This window comes from Viridibacillus sp. NPDC096237 (assembly GCF_050278625.1).
Lineage (GTDB): Bacteria > Bacillota > Bacilli > Bacillales_A > Planococcaceae > Viridibacillus.
On sequence record NZ_JBNNTI010000041.1, the window covers coordinates 1 to 19,473 of the forward strand.

Annotated in this window: 14 protein-coding genes and 1 tRNA gene; 9 read left to right on the forward strand and 6 right to left on the reverse strand. The window is 34.6% G+C overall.

The window, feature by feature from the left end; all coding sequences use genetic code 11:
• Positions 1-573 precede the first annotated feature (573 nt).
• Positions 574-795, reverse strand: a complete 222-nt coding sequence (locus tag ACQKMD_RS17730; protein ID WP_427753666.1) for a helix-turn-helix domain-containing protein — start codon at positions 793-795, stop codon at positions 574-576.
• A gap of 164 nt (positions 796-959) precedes the next feature.
• Here ACQKMD_RS17730 and ACQKMD_RS17735 point away from each other — a divergent pair, with 164 nt between their 5' ends.
• Positions 960-1,781 carry a helix-turn-helix domain-containing protein gene (locus ACQKMD_RS17735; RefSeq protein ID WP_427753668.1) on the forward strand — a complete coding sequence of 274 codons (822 nt, stop codon included), beginning with the start codon at positions 960-962 and terminating at the stop codon, positions 1,779-1,781.
• A gap of 19 nt (positions 1,782-1,800) precedes the next feature.
• Positions 1,801-1,938, forward strand: a complete 138-nt coding sequence (locus tag ACQKMD_RS17740) for a hypothetical protein (RefSeq protein WP_427753670.1) — start codon at positions 1,801-1,803, stop codon at positions 1,936-1,938.
• A gap of 49 nt (positions 1,939-1,987) precedes the next feature.
• Here the strand turns inward: ACQKMD_RS17740 and ACQKMD_RS17745 are convergent, their stop codons facing one another.
• The 4 genes from ACQKMD_RS17745 to ACQKMD_RS17760 form a co-directional block, all read right to left on the reverse strand.
• Positions 1,988-2,491, reverse strand: coding sequence for a DUF4352 domain-containing protein (locus ACQKMD_RS17745; protein WP_427753671.1), 504 nt, complete (start codon positions 2,489-2,491; stop codon positions 1,988-1,990).
• Between the two features lie 257 nt (positions 2,492-2,748).
• Positions 2,749-2,821 (reverse strand) — tRNA-Val (locus ACQKMD_RS17750).
• 137 nt (positions 2,822-2,958) lie between these two features.
• Positions 2,959-5,127: a YhgE/Pip family protein gene (locus tag ACQKMD_RS17755; protein WP_427753673.1), complete on the reverse strand. Its 2,169-nt coding sequence runs from the start codon at positions 5,125-5,127 to the stop codon at positions 2,959-2,961.
• A gap of 493 nt (positions 5,128-5,620) precedes the next feature.
• Positions 5,621-5,776 (reverse strand): hypothetical protein, encoded by a 156-nt coding sequence (locus ACQKMD_RS17760; RefSeq protein ID WP_427753674.1) that lies wholly within the window; start codon positions 5,774-5,776, stop codon positions 5,621-5,623.
• A gap of 191 nt (positions 5,777-5,967) precedes the next feature.
• Here ACQKMD_RS17760 and ACQKMD_RS17765 point away from each other — a divergent pair, with 191 nt between their 5' ends.
• Positions 5,968-7,359 carry an aldehyde dehydrogenase gene (locus ACQKMD_RS17765; RefSeq protein ID WP_427753676.1) on the forward strand — a complete coding sequence of 464 codons (1,392 nt, stop codon included), beginning with the start codon at positions 5,968-5,970 and terminating at the stop codon, positions 7,357-7,359.
• Positions 7,360-7,503: 144 nt separating this feature from the next.
• On the opposite strand, the gene ACQKMD_RS17770 is transcribed toward ACQKMD_RS17765, so the two are convergent.
• Complete coding sequence (locus tag ACQKMD_RS17770) at positions 7,504-9,081, reverse strand: two-component system sensor histidine kinase NtrB (RefSeq protein ID WP_427753677.1); 1,578 nt, start codon at positions 9,079-9,081, stop codon at positions 7,504-7,506.
• 102 nt (positions 9,082-9,183) lie between these two features.
• Here ACQKMD_RS17770 and ACQKMD_RS17775 point away from each other — a divergent pair, with 102 nt between their 5' ends.
• From ACQKMD_RS17775 to ACQKMD_RS17800, 6 genes are all read left to right on the forward strand, one after another.
• A complete protein-coding gene (locus ACQKMD_RS17775) occupies positions 9,184-10,251 on the forward strand; it encodes a M42 family metallopeptidase (protein ID WP_427753679.1) in 1,068 nt (355 codons plus the stop codon).
• Positions 10,251-11,729, forward strand: coding sequence for a UDP-N-acetylmuramoyl-L-alanyl-D-glutamate--2,6-diaminopimelate ligase (locus ACQKMD_RS17780; protein WP_427753681.1), 1,479 nt, complete (start codon positions 10,251-10,253; stop codon positions 11,727-11,729). The genes ACQKMD_RS17775 and ACQKMD_RS17780 overlap by 1 nt, the downstream gene beginning before the upstream one ends.
• A 208-nt stretch (positions 11,730-11,937) precedes the next feature.
• Positions 11,938-12,441 carry a hypothetical protein gene (locus tag ACQKMD_RS17785; protein WP_427753683.1) on the forward strand — a complete coding sequence of 168 codons (504 nt, stop codon included), beginning with the start codon at positions 11,938-11,940 and terminating at the stop codon, positions 12,439-12,441.
• Positions 12,438-13,850 (forward strand): LysM peptidoglycan-binding domain-containing protein, encoded by a 1,413-nt coding sequence (locus ACQKMD_RS17790; RefSeq protein WP_427753685.1) that lies wholly within the window; start codon positions 12,438-12,440, stop codon positions 13,848-13,850. Before ACQKMD_RS17785 ends, ACQKMD_RS17790 begins: the two co-directional genes overlap by 4 nt.
• Before the next feature lie 245 nt (positions 13,851-14,095).
• The gene (locus ACQKMD_RS17795) at positions 14,096-15,670 is read left to right on the forward strand and encodes a peptide chain release factor 3 (RefSeq protein ID WP_427753686.1); all 1,575 of its coding nucleotides are present in this window, start codon (positions 14,096-14,098) and stop codon (positions 15,668-15,670) included.
• 728 nt (positions 15,671-16,398) lie between these two features.
• A complete protein-coding gene (locus tag ACQKMD_RS17800) occupies positions 16,399-19,467 on the forward strand; it encodes an efflux RND transporter permease subunit (protein WP_427753688.1) in 3,069 nt (1,022 codons plus the stop codon).
• The last annotated feature ends 6 nt before the right edge of the window (positions 19,468-19,473 follow it).

Here is a 19,473-nt window from a genome sequence, read left to right on the forward strand (position 1 = left end):
TCGCTACCATTATACCGAATTTGGGGAGGTGCCTGTTTTTTATTGTCTGAAAGACGTTGATATGACTGAGCTCAGAATTATGAAATTAACTCAATTATATATTACTACAATAAATTACGCAATTTAGTATTAAATGTAATATTGTAAGATATGAGGAATGTGAGTGGAATAGGAATTTTGAACAAGAGTGAAAACTATTCAAATCTTCAAGCATTCAATTCTTGGAAGAATTAAATACCTGTAATTAAACATCACAATAATTTTAATTCTTACTATGCGTACGCTAGAACGTGATAAAAAGCATTAAGAAGCATTAAGAAGCATTTAGGTGGATTAAAGATAAACGTAGCTTTAAAAGCATGGATAGATGAAGAGTTAAAAAAATTACACAAGGATTTACGAGGAGTTAACAGAGAATTAGGAAAACACGGGTTGATGGTATTAGAACAAATAAAGAAGATTGATGAATATTTCGAAAGATTATATGTAAAAACAAAAGGGAACGATGAAGTTAAGCAGTGTTTGAGATTGGATAAATAAGGGAAATAAAGAGTGGTAGCCAATTAGTGGCCGTCACTCTTTTTCGTTGTCTATTATTTTAAAAAGTTCGTTCATGTCGGTGATATTTAGCGTTTTAGCTACAGCAGCAACGTGTTCTCTATTAATAGAAGAACGCTGGTTATTTGACATTTCACTAATAATATTCGGACGTACTCCTGACAGTTCAGATAGTTTATTTTGCGTTAATCCGCGATCAGCTAAGATCTCTTTTAATCTTACTCTTAGTTCAGCCATAAATTAGCTCCTTTCATATTACAATATTACTTGTAATTATACTTCAATTCCAACATATAGAAAAGTATGAATATAATATATTGACATTCCTATATGTTGGAATATATAATATTATTATAACATATAGGAATTTATATATATTATAATTTAAGGGGTGATAAAAAATGGAACTATTAAACACACAAGAAAACTATGCAAAATTAAAGTCCTTTAAATCTGTGGAAGAGATGAACGAAGCGATAAAATACCACCGTGATCAACATGCAGATACACTTACACCATCCACAAGAAATGTACTGGACGTATTGGCGCGTTACTCATACGTATATCCAGGAGTCTCTTACCGATCTAAAAAACATATTGCAGAGGAGTTAGAAATTGATATCCGTACAGTTCGTAGAGCGTGTAATTTACTTGAGGACTTAGGCATCATCAAGCAGTACAGCACTAAACGTCACAAGGGAGACAAACGCCAATCAACTAACGCAATCGTTATCTTAAAGCCTTCCACAGTTGAGGCTGAAGTAAATGTCCTACCGGAATGTCCTACCCCATTCTTAGAAGCTCCTGCAAAAACTAGTTTAAGAGATATTAATAATACAAGAGATACAGAGAATGCGGATTTGCCGACAAGTTCGGCTGTTAAGGAATTAAGAGAACAAGAACGAAAAGAAGAAGAGCAAGCGTTGCTCAAAGAAGGTCTTGTCGAAAAATTGCCAACTCCGTTAAGGGTGTTATCGCCATTTTTCAAATCTAGTGAATTGTATAGATTTTCTGGAATAATCTTTAAAGCAAAAGCATCTATTGATAGAAACATAGTTTTAGAGCATCACGAAAGTAAATATAAAAAAGCTCTATTAAGTGTTATGAGTGCGTATAAGCGTGGGAAAGTAGAGTGCTTAGAATCAGTCATATACACAGCCGTAAAGCGTGTGAGTAGAAGTATCAAAGTGAAATCAATAATGAATGAGGCTTGGGAAATCTAAACCATAGGGGTGTATGGACATGAAGATTTTGTTAAGTATTTACTATTATTTCGTTGATGAGGATATTGCACCTGAAGATGTAGCGTTAGGGGAATGGTTGTGGTTAGCGTTATTGCCTGTTGCGGGAGTAATAAGTTTGTTATCGGTACTATTATAGGAAGAAACTGTGGCATAAAAATAGCCACTCGCAATGAGCGGCCCTTAGTTTATTGTACTTTGATATTCCATTTAATTTCTTTGCTATCTAAAGTAAATGTTGGTTCATAGACCAACTCGTAACTCTTAGATTTTTTAACATCGAAATATAATTTACCTGAAGCTTTTTTACCAGCATTTATATCTTTGCTTATAGCAAGATCATCATAGCCAAAATAATCTTCCATTTGGTTGTCGCCTTTATCATATAATTGGAATTCTGTGTTATCAATAAACGCAGATTCTTCATTAGTATTTTTTAGAGCGACATCTAATGTTAGTACTGAGCCATTTTTAGCTTCAGAGTATTGAGCAGGTTTTGTAAATTGGGCTTTCTTTATTGTAATTTCAACACCATTTACTTTTATAGTATCCCCAACTTTGAAAACTTCGGCTTTTTTATTAGACTTCGCTTCGGTTTTAGATCCATTACTTACCTTTTCAACTTCAGTTTCTCCACATGCAGCCAATAAAAGCACAGCAGCCATAGGTGCCAGTAACCATTTCTTTTTCATTTCAAAATACCCTCATTTCTATAAATGTGTATATTTAACTATACAGGAAATCGTAACTATTGTGGAGAGTAAATAAAAAGACCGCTCGAATGAACGGTAAAAATTGTTATGTTATGTCTTTTTTAATCAAAAGATAGTATCACATTTATCGTTTATTGAAAATTGGTCACAGCCTGGTCACGAATAGGTATAAATACAAGAAAACACGCTGCCTAAGATGTACTTAGAAACAGCGTGTTATCAATGTTTATCCAATATGATTCCTACTGGGTTCGAACCAGCGACCTCCACCCTGTCAAGGTGGCGCTCTCCCAGCTGAGCTAAGGAATCGGGAGAAATTCAATTCTTAAATCTATGTAAGTATTACTTAATATCATATGATGGCAAACAGTAAATGTCAATAATTGTTTTCGTCAATAAAATAGAAGCGGCTTGTTAGGTCAACCACAACCAAACAAGCCGCTATTTTAGTGAAATAATCCTGATTTTCTAGATTTGAGTAGCATACGTGACGTAATAACATTTAAACGTTTTTTCAAGATAGCACCAAATAAAAGTGCGACAATAAGAACTATTCCGAGTACGATGACATCTACGATAATTTTGTTCCAAATGATACCACCGATCGCTTCTCGAGCCATGCCAATCGCGTATGTGAAAGGTAAATAGGGGTTAATCACTTGGAAGAACTTCGGTAGTAAAACAACGGGATAAGTCCCACCTGACCCTGCTAGCTGTAGTACAAGCAGAATGATTGCCAGCGCTTTTCCGACATCTCCGAAAACGGACACTAATGTGTAGACAACGCTCATAAAAACAAGACTGACGAATAAGCAAAATAGCACGAACCATACAGGATTATGAGCAGACACTTTAAGAATGAAGAGGTCACCCATAGTAATGATAAGTGTTTGTAGTATGCCAATGGTCCAAAATGTCAGTAGTTTTCCGAAATATACTTGACGAGTGGTAAAATCTTCTTCATTTTTTGCTCCCACTGAAAGCAGTGAAATTAAAAGTAAGCAGCCAACCCAAATGGATAAAACAGTGTAGAAAGGTGTCATACCTGTTCCGTAATTTTTGATAGGGAAGAGGGCATTTTCATTTAGCTTAATGGGTTGCTCAAAGAAAGATTTCTCAGCTAAGGGGTCGTTGATAAGTAATTGAATGACGCTATTTATATCCGTCTCTTTTTCGAAGTCCCGGATTTTATTGGCAAGTTCTTTAACTTTTGTATTCACATAAGGATATTGGCCGATAGCTGTATTTAGGCCAGATTTTGCATCTGAGATGTAGCCATCCGTATTATTAATAATACGCACAATTTCTGGTATTTGAGTTTGGATTATAGTTAGCTTATTCTTTGCTGTAGATATTGTGTTTTGTGCATCATCAATAGTTTTAAAAACAGTTGGTTCAATAGATTGTGCATATTCTTTTATGAAGCTGTCAAGCTCGACAGAAGTGTTTTGTGCAATATTTTGTAGTGAGTTGATGGCATCTGCAACATCTTGTTCTTTACCAGCAAGCACTGCGTTAATATTGCGGGCATTTGTTTGTGCTTCTACTAATAAAGCTTTTAAATTTTTTGTATCCTCTATTGCAGAAGCGAGAAGTTGTGATTGATCTTTAATGTTATTTTCATTGTTAAATAGCTTTAAATCTGTCAATGATTTTTCCACATTAGAAACTTTATCGATAGCAGTAGTAACTTGAATGTCTAAAGTTTCTTTTGCATTATTTACTTCAGTAAAATCAATCTTTGTATTTTGTAGTTGTTTTAACAATGTATTTACATCAGTTGAAATTTTTTGGACGGTCTGTAAATCTTTTTTAATTTTTGGACTCATTTCATTAAGACGATCTTTAGCTTGAGTCAAGAAAGACAATGTATTATCAATTGTTTTTAATCCTTCAGCTGTTAGTTGTTTTGCTTTGGGAATTTCATTTTTAGCATCGCCAATCATAGTACTTGCTGAATTTGCATCTTTTTGTGCTTTCTTCAATTCTGTATGAATGCCAGGTAAGTCTTTTTCTAATGTAAATACAAAATCTTTGAACCTTTCGATATCGGGTAAGTTATTTTGCATTTCTATTCCAATTCGATTGAACATCTCAAAGATTGTACCGTTTACTGTACCAATAAATTTACTACTCATTTCTTCAGCAAGTACACTGGCTCCTTTACTTGTAATTTTAGGAGCAATCGAATTAATTTTTTCATTAACGTAATATTCCATTTCAGCTTTATGAGGTTTGCCTGAAACAACTGTTGCGAGGTCCTTAGAGAAGTTTTCTGGAATAATGATTACAGCAAAATAGTCTCCGTTTCGAACATTCTCCATTGCTGTTTTACGATTTGTAAATTGCCAGTCCATATCTTTATTTTTATGTAACGTTGCAACTAGCTCTTTTCCAGCATCAATTTGTTGGTTGTGTATTTTTGCGCCACTATCTTCGTTTACGAAACCGACGGGAATTTGATTGGTTTGCGCATAAGGATCCCATGATGCCGCGATGTTTAGCCATGCATATAATGAAGGTAAAATAATAAGCCCGCCTAATAATACAGCTGCTACCCAGTTAGAGAATATATTTTTAATATCCCGCTTATAGATCTCCCATATATTTTTCATGTCAGTCCTCCTGAGTAAAAAGTTAAATAATAATCACCTTGTAAATGCACATCCCTTTGAAAGGATTCTTAAAAATAGCTATGGTTCTTAGCTCTAGAAAAAATAGGAGAATATAAAGAACTGACAGTTTGGTGTATTGAAATGGAAAAAACTTAATAAGGAGTTAAAAGTTTTAGTGGGCTAAAGAGGAAATCTAGGTTAATTGGAGATGGATGATGGTTTATTATATTAACAATTGGTGAAATGGTGTCATGTTCTGAAGTTTTCTTTCTATGTAAGATAATTATGAGGAGGTTGTAATGATTTTGTAATTTAAGGAAATTAAGAACGAAGTAGGTAAAAGGTGTCTATAACATTTATAATTTGGGTAGGATATAACTATACATACATGATATTAATAGTAATGCTGATTTCAATTTAAAGTGCTTGGTTAAGAATAAATATATAAAAGTACGAGCTGTCCTTTTCATCAGACAGCTCACTTTGCTACACTTCATTCAAGATGCTGATCATTTTCTTCCGAGGCTGTATCTTGATATTGAAAGAATAAAAACGATTCATCTTCTAATTCCACTTGTTTTTGCGGATGCAAGCCATGTGCTAATGGCCCTGTGAAAATTGGTTCCCACCATGTTTCTGTTTTCAACATGTAACATTCCCCCTTTTAGAAGTCTTCAACATTTGACAGCAACCTTCTTAAAAATGGTACAATTTGAGTCAGATAAGGCTCTTTTTCTTATGAAATTATGTAACACTTTTATTATGGATAAATCACGATGTATTTATGCAAGCTTATGAACAAATTTAGATAAATATTTTTTATAAAATGGAGGTTATTTTATGGTTAATTTTAATGCCTACGATGTAGAAGCAATGATTGCAGAACAAAGGAAATTTTACTTTTCAGGAGCAACAAAAAGCTTGGCATTTCGTAAAGAACAATTAAAAAAATTAAAAGCTGCGATTGTTAGTCATGAGAAAGAAATTTTAAAAGCACTGCATAAAGATTTACGAAAAAGTGAATTTGAAGCGTATTCTACTGAAGTTGGGATTGTGCTAGATAGTATTAGCTATATGCAAAAGTATTTAGAGGAATGGTTACAACCAGTATCGGTACCAACTCCTTTTCATTTCCAACCAGGGAAAAGTTTTATCGTACGCGAACCATATGGGACAGTGCTTATTATTGGACCATTCAACTATCCATTTCAACTTGTAATGGAACCATTAATTGGTGCCATTATTGGAGGAAATACTGCTATTGTAAAACCTTCTGAAGCATCGGTACATACTGCTGAAATTATAAAGAAAATAGTGCAAGAAACTTTCCAAGGAAATTATGTAAGGATTGTTGAAGGTGAGAAGGAAGAAACAACAGCATTGATACATGCCTCGTTTGATTATATTTTCTTTACGGGAAGTGTAGCTGTTGGAAAAATTATTGCGAAAGCTGCAGCTGAACGTTTAACTCCACATACGCTTGAACTGGGTGGGAAAAGTCCTGCAATTGTAGATCAAACAGCCAATTTAGAAGTTGCTGTAAAACGTATTGCATGGGGGAAGTTTACGAATGCTGGTCAAACATGTGTTGCACCGGATTATGTATTAGTACATGAGTCAGTAAAAGTACCTTTTATCCGCATTTTGAAAAAGACACTTCAAAAATTTTACGGCAAAAACGCGCAAGAAAGCTTGGATTATGGTCGTATTATTAACGAGCGTCAATTTAAGCGTTTGCAAAATGTTTTAGAGCGTGAACAAAGCCAAGTACTATTTGGTGGTAACTATGATCGTGATGATTTATATATTGAGCCGACTGTTCTACAAAACGTTACGTGGAATAGCCCTTCTATGGAAGAGGAACTATTTGGACCAATATTACCGATCATCGTTTACGATGATTTGCGAGTAGCTATTCATCAAATTCGACAATATCCGAAACCATTAGCTGCATACTTTTTCTCTGAAACAGAGAAAGCAATTCAGTATTTTCTTGATGAATTACCGTTTGGTGGTGGTTGTGTGAATGATGCAGTAACGCATGTAGCAAGTGTCTATTTGCCATTTGGAGGGGTCGGCAATTCGGGCGTTAATGCTTATCATGGTAAGGCAAGCTTCGAATGCTTTACGCACCCAAAATCCATTTTGAAAAAATCAACGAAGTTAGCAAATAATTTATTATTTCCACCGTATAAACAAAAAGTAAAATTAGTAAAAACCCTTTTAAGATAAAAGTGGCGAAGAGCGTCTAGTATTCGATTTTAATTACGGATAGGCTGTAATCAAGAGAAAGTATTAACGATTAAACACTCCATTTAGTATAAATGAAAAGCATTTCTAACGTGGTGTAACCACAAGAAATGCTTTTTATGTACATTAAACGTTAACACATGGCAATTTAATTGTAATACTAGTACCTTTACCGTATTCACTATCAATTGTAATCTGACCTTCATGTTCATGAATAATTTTCTCAGTTATCATCATGCCAAGACCAGTACCCTCAGCTTTTGTTGTATAGAAGGGTTTGAAAATGTGTTCAACAACTTCTTTTTCCATACCGCCTCCATTGTCCGTAAAACAGATGCTACAAAATTGTTTGGCCGTTTTTTCAATCGTAACGATAATTTTTCCGTTTTTTTCTATAGCTTCTACCGCATTTTTTATAATATTAATAATAACTTGTTTAATTTGATTGGCGTCACCTTTGATCATCATATTATTAGTGTGCCAATTTTGAAGGAGTTCAATATTTTTTAATTGCAGCTCAGGTTGATATAAAGTCAAGATATCTGAGATGACTGTATCGATTTGGAATACTTTCGGCTGCATCGCATGAGGTTTTGAGAGAACTAAAAACTCACTTATTATTAAGTTAATGCGGTCTATTTCATCATCAATTAAATTTGTATAAAATGCATACGGTGAATTCTTATCATTATTCATCATTTGGACGAAGCCAGAAATAACAGTTAATGGGTTACGTACTTCGTGTGCGACACCAGCAGCGATTTCTCCTATAGCCTTTAACTTTTCTGCTTGAATGATTAGTTTTTCTGATTCCTTTTTATACGAAATATCACGAGCAATAATGGATGTCGCTATAATTTTGCCATTATAATCATAAATAGGTGATAACGTCATTTGTGCATCGAAATAAGTGCCGTCTTTTCTCATATCTTTTGATTCAAGCATATCAAAGCTGCCGCCATTCAAAAGCTGATTACATCGTTCTTTTGCTAAGTTCACATATTCAGGTGCTACTAGAGGAACAGATTTTCCAATGCATTCTCTCTTTTTCCAACCATATAGTTTCTCGAATGCTGGGTTAACGGTAATGATTTTATTATCTAAATCAAAAACAGCAATACTGTCTTTCGCATTTTCAAAAAATAGATTCAAGTAAGCTTCCTTAGACAGGAATGCCTTCTCTAAAGAATTCGAATAATTCTCCATTTTTTTCCATGAATTATTAATGTAAAAAGCTTGCATAAAACCTATTACAGCAACAAAAAGTAAGATTAAAGTAAAGAGAGTAATATCTGTATCAGTAATAGAACTACTGAAAGCTGTATAGCGATACTCTATTAGTAAAAAAACCTGAATAATAGTAACGATAAACATCGTTGAATTGATCCAAAAAGATCGATATATTGCTAGTAAAAAAAGTAGTAGAATAAGATAGATTAAATGATAAATATAATCAGTTTGCATAATCAATAATATACTAGAACCATTTAGTCCGATTATTAATAGTATCCTCATTACATATTCATTTATATGTAGGGCTGAACAAACAAGTAAAAGGACACAATAAATACATGCAGTAAAGGGGAAAGGTACTTCATAATTCATCAAATGAATGCTACTAATAATGGCATGAATAATCATTCCAGCTGTAAATAAAAATAGTACAAATTGATTTCTTTTGCGTAAAATAGTAGAGTGCTTCATAAAGACACCTCGAATTTGGTTATAATACCATCATACATTATTTAACGTTGTCGTAAAATGTCATATTTTGATATGATGAAAAGAATAAGGGAGGCTTTCAATTTGACAAGCGATTTTAAAGAACAAGAAACTATTGAATTACTAAAGGAATTAGTGAATATTGCTAGTCCATCTGGGTATACAGAAGACATTATGAAATATATGTCTAGCCTATTAGAAAAGATGGGTGTTTCTTATAAAAAAACGAATAAAGGTGCAATAATTGCAACCATTTTAGGTAAAGATGATTCTAAACATCGCCTCTTAACAGCACACACAGATACTTTAGGTGCCATGGTAAAAGAAGTAAAAGAAAATGGGCGCTTGAAATTGTCTATGGTTGGAGGGTTCAACTGGAATGCTGTAGAAGGTGAATATTGTACCATTCATACAGCTAACGGAGATAAGATTCGAGGTACGATTTTAATGCATGAAACGTCAGTACATGTTTATCGTGAAGCAGGAAAATTACCTCGAAACGAAGATCATATCGAAGTTCGTCTCGATGAAAAAGTATTCAGTGCAAGTGATATTCGTACAAAAGGTATTGAAGTTGGAGACTTTGTATCTTTTGATCCACGTTTTGAATTTACAGAGAGTGGTTTTGTTAAATCGCGTCATTTAGATGACAAAGCAAGCACAACTTTACTATTAAAATTACTTGAAAAATTATCAATAGAAAAAATTGAAATACCATATACAACACATTTCTATATTTCTAATAATGAAGAAATAGGTTATGGCGGAAACTCTAATATTCCATCTCAAACAGTAGAATATATTGCTGTGGATATGGGAGCCATTGGTGACGGACAGACATCTGATGAATATACAGTTTCTATCTGTGCAAAAGATTCTAGTGGCCCATATCATTACGCATTAACTAGACAGCTTGTAGCACTTGCAAAAGACAATCACATAGATTATAAATTGGATCTTTATCCATATTACGGCTCGGATGCATCGGCTGCGATTAGAGCAGGCGCTGATGTACGACATGCATTATTTGGACCAGGAATTGAAGCATCTCACGCATATGAACGTACACATATTGATTCACTTCGTCATACAGCAGATTTATTACTAGCATATATCAAATCGCCTATGATTGATGAACAGGAGGCAGAATAATGCAAGTCACCGAATTACTACAATGTTTACCGATAAAAAAAGTAATTGGTCAATTACCCGAAAATGTAAAAGATATCGCGATTGATTCCCGAGGAGTACAACCTAAAAGTGTATTTGTCTGTATTAAGGGTTACACAGTAGATGGACATGACTTTGCACAAAAAGCAGTTGAAAATGGTGCAATTATTATTGTAACAGAGTACGAGTTAGAACTTGAAGGCGATGTAGCACAAGTAATTGTAAGTAATACGAGTCGAGCTCTTGGATTACTTGCTGCGAAGTTCTTCGATTATCCTTCGAAAGACATGACAATGTTTGGTGTAACGGGAACTAATGGTAAAACGAGTGTTACATCTATAATTCGAGACATACTCCATGGATTGGGTATTAAAACAGCCTTGTCTGGTACAATTGGTTTTAACTTAAATGGTGTCATGTATGAATCTGCAAATACAACAAGTGATGCACTTAGTACACAGCAAATGATTTTCCGTGCAGCAGCTGAAGGCTGTCAAGGTATGATTATGGAGGTATCTTCACATGGTTTAGTAGAGGGACGTTTAGCAGGTGTTGATTTTGATGTTGCAATTTTCACAAACCTAACACATGATCACTTAGATTTTCATGGCACAATGGAAAACTACGGAAATGCAAAAGGTATGCTTTTCTCTCAACTTGGACAAGACCTTGAAAAGGATAAGGATGCCGTCTTAAATGCTGATGATCCATGGTCAGAAAAATATCAAGAACTAACACCATTCCCAATATGGACTTACGGTTTAAAAAATGATGCCATTTTTAAAGGTGTTAACTGTCAATATCATAATCATATGACTTATTTTGATATGGAAACGCCTGAAGGAACTTTTCCAGTTAAAATGCATTTACTTGGGGAATTCAATATATATAATGTGCTAGCAGCTACTGCTGCTTTATATTCAAGAGGCTATGCTATTGGAGATATTATTGAACAAGTTGAGGCAATTGAATCTGTAAAAGGCCGAATGCAAGGGATTCCAACAGGTGATTTGCCTATCTCAATTTTCGTCGATTACGCACATACACCTGATGCTATTGAAAAAGCAATCAACGCAGCAATGCCTTATAAAAAAAATAAAATGATTTTTGTCATTGGCACAGGTGGTAATCGTGATAAATCTAAACGACCTGATATGGCGAAAAAGGCTTCACTTTCAGATTACGTAATTTTAACGACAGATGATCCACGTTATGAAGAATATGACAGTATTTTAACTGACCTTGAAAAGGGTATGACACATGATCAGTATGCATGTATTGGAGATCGTGCAGAAGCAGTGAGAAAAGCTGTAGAAGTTGCTGAACCAGGAGATTTAATAATTTTTGCTGGAAAAGGCCACGAAGATTATCAGATTATTGAGAATACAAAATATCCTCATAGTGATGCAGAGATAGCGCTAGAAGCAGCTCGTGAAAAATTCCAGTCATCAACTAAATAATTCCAACTATAATACGAAAACACTACAAATGTATGTATTTAATACATTTGTAGTGTTTTTTTAATCTAATTGTAACGAAATTTAGGTATAAATACGTGTATAGTTATAGTTAATTTATAACCTATTAATAAGTTGGTTTTAGATATAAAGATTTTGTTTAATTTATAAAGAAGAGGGTATAAAGGCATGTATTAAATTGATTGGGGGAGTGAAAGGTGTTGAAATGTATTTCTTTATTACACCGTTAATTATGGATACAAAAAATCGTACTAAAAGTTTATTGGTTGTTGGAATGACTGCAGTAATTGGGACATCAGCCTTGCATGGAGTTGCAAAGGCAGAATTAAATTCTGAACAAGAACAAGTTAAAAAAAATACAGATATCGATCAAATGGAAACTAATAATAGGCCATTAACTTCTGTTGGTGAAGTAACTGAAATACCTCAAATTGAAAATTCAAAAGATATAAGCGCACCAGAACCAGATATTGAAACATTAAATACTTTGGATCAAACAATCGATAATGTTCAACTTGTGCTAACAAATCAAAATGCTACCACATCTACAAAAGTAGTGGAAGAAAATGATTCACAACAAACTGTTGTAAAAACAATTGCACCTTATAGTAGTGGTAATGTATCTACATTTATACAAACAATTGGACCAACAGCTCAGACTTTAGCAAAAAGGAATTATATGCATCAGTTATGATAGCGCAAGCTGTTCTTGAGAGTTCATTTGGTACAAGTACTTTAGGAGCGGCGCCAAATCACAACTTATTTGGAATGAAAGGGAATTATCAAGGAGCTTATATAACAATGCTGACGTTAGAAGATGATGGTAAGGGGAATTATTACCAAATATCTGCTAACTTCAAGAAATACCCATCGCATACCCAATCGTTGCAAGATTACGTAAACTTGATCAAAAACGGTGTATCATGGGATGCCTATCGATACATGAAAGTATGGAAAAGTAAGACTACTTCTTATACTGATGCTACTCGTGCATTAACAGGTACATATGCAACGGATACGCTTTATGCTAGTAAATTAAATAATTTAATTGCAACTTATAATTTAACAGCTTATGATTCTGCATCGGCTACGGGAGATTCTTCGATGGGTGAATCAAATGATAAAAACGATTCTAATAATTTACTAGGAAAAGCTGTCTACTATACAGTACAAAAGGGGAACACGTTATCTTCTATTGCCCGAAAATATAATACATCAGTAGCAAGTCTTAAAAACTGGAATAATTTAAAATCCGACACGATTTATATAGGACAAAAATTAATAATTGGCAAAGGTGAAACTGTTGAAAATGCAGGTCTAAGAGAAAATACAAACTCGAATAATCAAGTCACAACATTAAACAAGTATTACACAGTACAAAAGGGAAATTCCTTATCTGTCATTGCAAAAAAATACAATACAACAGTAGCAAAGCTAAAGAGCTGGAATAATTTAAGATCTGACACAATTTATATAGGACAGAAGTTAATCGTGAGTAAAAGTGGAAAAGCTGTAAATGCAGGTCTAGGTGGAAATAAAAACTCAAATAATCAAGGCGCAACATCGAATAAGTATTACACAGTACAAAAAGGAAATTCTTTATCTGTCATTGCGAAAAATTATAATACAACAGTAACAAAGCTAAAGAGCTGGAATAATTTAAAGGCTGACACGATTTATATAGGACAAAAATTAATTGTTAGTCAAAAGACGAATGTTCCTAAAGAATCAAATAATATTGTTAATACTTCAACAAATAATAAGGTGTCTTCTACCAACATGTATTATACAGTGCAGAAAGGTAATACTTTATATGCTATTAGCAAAGCATACAATATACCTATTGCAGATATAAAGAACTGGAATAATTTAAAATCTGACACAGTTTTTGTTGGACAAAAACTAATCTTAAAACAAAAATTAACAAAGAATATTGAAAATACCCAGTCTACTACTAAAACTGTGAAATATATAGTTCAATATGGAGATTCCTTATCTGTAATTGGAAAAGTGTACGGTGTGTCAGTGGCAAAATTAAAAAGTTGGAATGATATAAAATCGGATTTAATTTATGCTGGACAAAAACTAATTATTAAAAAATAACGTGATCTAGTTAAGAGCATGCTAACTATGTATGCTCTTTTTTGTTATAATAGTAGGGTTAAGAATGTATAACAGGATAAGCACATGGAGAATCGACTACAATAATAGAAAAAATAAATTGTACGTCACGATCATCAAATGTAGTCAGTCAATGAAGAACTTATATTGACAACTAAATTCGGTTTAGTATGACTTAACATTTTTAGTTTTATGATGAAACATTATGGACAGAAGGAGACGGAAAAATGAGTTCTAATCTTGAACAAGATATATTATCTCGTCGTACTTTTGCCATCATCTCTCACCCGGATGCTGGTAAAACTACGATAACAGAAAAGCTTTTGTACTTTGGTGGCGCAATTCGCGATGCAGGTACAGTTAAAGCGAAAAAAACAGGTAAATTTGCTACTTCTGACTGGATGGAAATCGAAAAGCAACGTGGGATTTCAGTAACATCTTCAGTTATGCAATTTGATTATGATGGTCGCCGTGTCAATATTTTGGACACACCAGGACACTCAGATTTCTCAGAAGATACGTACCGTACATTGATGGCAGTAGATAGTGCTGTGATGGTTGTGGATGCAGCAAAGGGTATTGAAGCACAAACATTAAAACTATTCAAAGTTTGCCGTATGCGCGGTATTCCTATCTTTACATTTATCAATAAATTAGATCGTCAAGGTAAAGAGCCACTTGAGTTGATGGAAGAACTTGAAGAAGTTCTAGGTATTGAATCTTATGCTATGAACTGGCCGATCGGTATGGGTAAGGAGTTCTTAGGAATTTACGATCGTTATAACAAACGAATCGAGCAATTCCGCACAGAGGAAGAGGAGCGATTCTTACCAATTGATGAAAACGGTGAGTTAGCTGTTGAACATGATATGAAGAAAACTTCTTACTACACACAAGCGATGGAAGACATTATGCTTCTAAACGAAGCTGGAAATGACTTTTCAGCAGAACGTGTAACAAGAGGAGAGTTAACACCTGTATTCTTCGGTTCTGCTTTAACAAACTTCGGTGTACAAACATTCTTAGAAACATATTTGAACTTTGCACCAACACCACAACCACGTCTAACAGAAGATGAGCAAATTATCGAACCTTTAGATAAAGATTTCTCAGGTTTTGTGTTTAAAATTCAAGCAAATATGAACCCAGCACACCGTGACCGTATTGCCTTTGTACGTATTGTATCGGGTGAATTTGAACGTGGTATGAATATGACTTTATCACGTACTAATAAATCATTTAAAGTAACACAATCGACTCAGTTCTTAGCTGATGACCGTGAAACAGTTGATAAAGCTGTAGCTGGAGACATTATTGGTCTTTATGATACAGGTAACTATCAAATTGGTGACACCGTTGTTGGGGGTAAAAAAACATTCCAATTTGAAAAACTACCACAGTTCACACCAGAATTGTTTATGAAGGTAACGGCGAAAAACGTTATGAAATCAAAACACTTCCATAAAGGTATTTTACAACTTGTGCAAGAAGGTGCTATCCAATATTACAAAACTTTGCATACGGAAGAAGTAATACTTGGAGCAGTTGGTCAATTACAATTTGAAGTATTTGAACACCGTATGAAAGCTGAATATAACGTAGATGTTCGCATGGAACCAATGGGCTCGAAAATAGCACGCTGGATTCAAAATGAAGCTGATGTTAAAGAATCTATGACAGGTCCTCGTAGCATGCTAGTACATGACCGTTATGAAAATCTTGTTTTCTTATTCGAAAATGAATTTGCAATGCGCTGGTTCCAAGATAAAAACGAAAATATTGAGTTATATAGCTTATTATAAGGACTCAAATTCAGTCGCCCTACCTAGTTGGAGGGCGACTGAAAAACTAACGTTTTTAAAATGTAATGTTCTTCAATAGTCAACACCGGCACTTTTTGTTCGATTTTGAACAGAAAGTGCCGGTGTTTTTTTGTATTTCCCTTATTCTTCATTTAATAGCTTCAAAATACGTTTCAAATTCACCGCAAATATTGTTGTAGCTCCTTGGACTCCCAAGCCAAATAAACCCGCCAATTTAGCTGTATATGGTGGAAACAATTAATCGTTGCTGCTATGGCTTTTTCTCCGATGCCGTTAATTTCCGTTCCGGCGGACGCTTTCCTGGGGACGAACCTTGAGCCTCCTCGTCGCTAACGCTCCTGCGGGGTCTCAAGATGTTCGTTAATTCCCCAAGGAGTCGCCGCCTGCACTCCAATCAACTAGTTTTATCGTTTTTTTGAGTTTTTCATTCCTTCATCTTAGTAAATATCTTTCTTCTTAAAAGGCTTAGCGAAAAAGGGCTATAAAATTGAAGCTAAGAATAGTGAGTTGAAGAATCAGTATGGCTACATTTCGATATTAATTTTAAAAGTTTCTCTATCAGCTATAACTCTTGCTAAACATGTCAATATTATGTCTGTTAAATGGCTTGATAAAAGTCTGAAAAAAATTTATTATCTGAAAAATATTTGTGGTTATATCAATAATTCAATATGATTAAAAGAATGAGTATATAAGGGGCGAGTGCAATGAAGATTAGTGATTTTTCCATCAAGAGGCCAGTTTTTACAATAGTGACGATGTTGCTTGTGATTATTTTAGGAGCAGTATCTTTTTTTAAAATCCCGGTAACCCTAATTCCTGAGCTAAATCCGCCAATTGGTGTAGTTGTTACAAATTATTCAGGAGCTAGTCCAGCTGAAGTGAATGAAAAGGTAACAAAACCTTTAGAACGTACACTATCAACCTTACCGGGGATTAAATCGATACAATCGACTTCTCAAGAGGGCGCAAATTTTATGATGCTTGAATTCAATTGGTCGACAGATATTAATAAAATACAAACAGATGTGTTACAACGAATAGATCAAACTCCTATTCCATCTGATGCTAATCGTCCACAATTTCTAAAGTTTGACCCAGCTCAGTTTCCAGTTATTCAACTGACATTACAAGCAACGGGTGACAATCAAGATATCCGTATTTTAGCAGAAAGACTAGAGCAAGATTTACTACGAACTGAAGGTGTTGCTAGTGTAAATACTTCAGGAACTCTTATTGAAGAAATGCGTATAACCTTAGCTAAGGACAAGCTTGTTAAAAACGGTTTAACACAAGCAGATATTGTACAAACAATTCAAGGGAACAATATTTCACTACCTGGAGATCCTATTGAAACAGGTAAAGGACAGCAACTGACTGTCAGAGTGTTAAGCACGTTAACCTCTGTTAACGATTTAAAGAGACTTATCGTAAAAACAAACCCTTTAAATGGAGAGGAAATAAAATTACAAGACATTGCTAATGTAAAAGTGGCTGAGCAGCCTACTGCAACAATTACTAGAGCTAATGAGTATCCAGCTGTCTTAATGTCCGTCTTACAAGAATCGGGTGCTAATACAGCAGAAGTTTCGAAGAATTTTCAGTCCGCGTTAAATACTTTATTAGCCCAAAAGCAGTATGAAGGAGTAAAGGCAGATATATTATTTGACCAAGGCGATTATGTAAAGTTAGCAATTAATAATATCGGTTCATCGCTTATTTACGGTGGGATTTTTGCTATGCTAGTTTTATTTGCCTTTTTGAGAGGCATTCGTAGTCCAATTATTATTGCTGTAGCAATCCCGTACTCAGTTATCGTGACTTTCGTTCTTATGTATTTTGCAAATTTTTCATTGAATATATTAACGCTAGGGGCACTAGCTTTAGGGATTGGTATGCTTGTAGATAACGCCATAGTAGTAATCGAGAATATTGAACGACATCTAGGGATGGGCAAAAGCTCAAAGCAAGCAGCATCTGAAGGAACGAAAGAAGTAGCATTAGCTATTATTGCATCTACCCTAACGACAGTTGCAGTGTTTGTTCCAGTAATTTTTATAACAGGCTTAATTGGTCAGATTTTCACTGAGTTTGCATTGACGATTTCTTTTAGCTTATTTGCATCTTTAGCTGTTGCATTAACGGTTGTACCTATGATGGCTGGCCATTTGTTGAAGGTAAAGCCAGGAGATACGGAAGAAAAGCGTAGTAATTCTAAAAGATATACGGCATTTAAAAATTCAGTTGAGTGGGCAATCAAGCATAGACTTTTAGTGCTTTCTGTAACGCTATTGTTACTTGTTCTATCGGTTTTTGGAATATCTCGTACTGGCATGGAATTTTTACCATCTACCGATGAAGGATTCTTTTCTATTTCTGTGAAACTTAAAAATGGCTCAGCACTTTCTAAAACGGAAGAAGTGGTTAAGTTAATTGAGGAGAGATTAAAAAAAGAAAAGGATGTTGAAGTTTACGTTAGTTTAATAGGAGGGAATCAGCAAACGCAATCGCGAGGAAATTCTAAAGCAAATGAGGCTGAACTTTCTGTCAAACTAGTAGCACTTAATGAGCGAAAGCGTTCTGTATTTGAATTTATAGATGATGTACAAAAAGATGTTCAAAAGGAAGTAGGAAATAGGGCAAATGTTAGTTTTAATATGCAAGCTGCTTCAGGTTCAACTCCTAATACTTTAACATTTAGAGTGTCTGACACGGATCATAGCCGTCTTAAGCAAGCTGTGGCAGATATTCAGAAGAAAATCGAGGCAATTTCAGATATCACTGAAGTTGAAAATGACCTCAATAATACGGTAGAAGAAATACAAGTAAATGTAAAGCAACAGAAAGCAGCACAATTAGGCTTTGTGCCCGCTCAAATTGCACAGACCGTACAACAAATGACAAAAGGTGTCACAGCAACACAAATTTTGACAGACCAAGATAGAGTGCAGTCAGTTGTTGTGAATTACGGAAATGCATTTAAAAACAGTATAGAGCAATTAAAGAAGCTGCAATTGCGTAGTGCTACAGGTGAATTTGTTGACTTACAGGATGTAGCTGAAGTTGAAGTGAAAAAAGGACCTGTGTCCATCCGGCGTACTGACCAATTGCCATCCGTTGCCTTTATTTTGAAGTATAAATCATCACAAACGTTAACTGGAGCGGGAGAACAAATTGATAAAGTAATTAAAGAGCTTAATCTTCCAGACAGTACATCGATTAAATTTAGTGGAGATCGTGAATTGTTTGATGATTCGATTAACGATATGATTTTAGCTATTGCATTAGCAGTAGTACTTGTTTATATCGTGATGGCTGCTCAATTTGAATCATTTAAATATCCATTTGTCATCATGTTCACAGTTCCATTAATGATTATTGGTGTTGCACTTGCTTTAGTGTTAACGAATACGCCAATTGGGGTGACCGCCATTATTGGTATCCTTGTTTTAGTTGGAATTGTTGTAAATAATGGGATTGTACTTGTCGATTACATTAATCAGCAAAAGGCGGCTGGTACGCCATCTTATGAAGCGATTGTCATTGCTGCTAGAGATCGTTTAAGACCTATATTAATGACTTCTTCAACGACTGTTCTAGGATTGATACCTTTAGCTATTGGTTTAGGTGAAGGAACCGAAATGAATCAACCGATGGGGATTGCTGTAATCGGTGGATTAGTGAGTTCTACATTATTAACTCTCTATATTGTACCGATTGTTTACAGTTTATTTGATCGTGAAACACGTTTTTTGCATAAAAAAATGAAGGCATAATAGCTA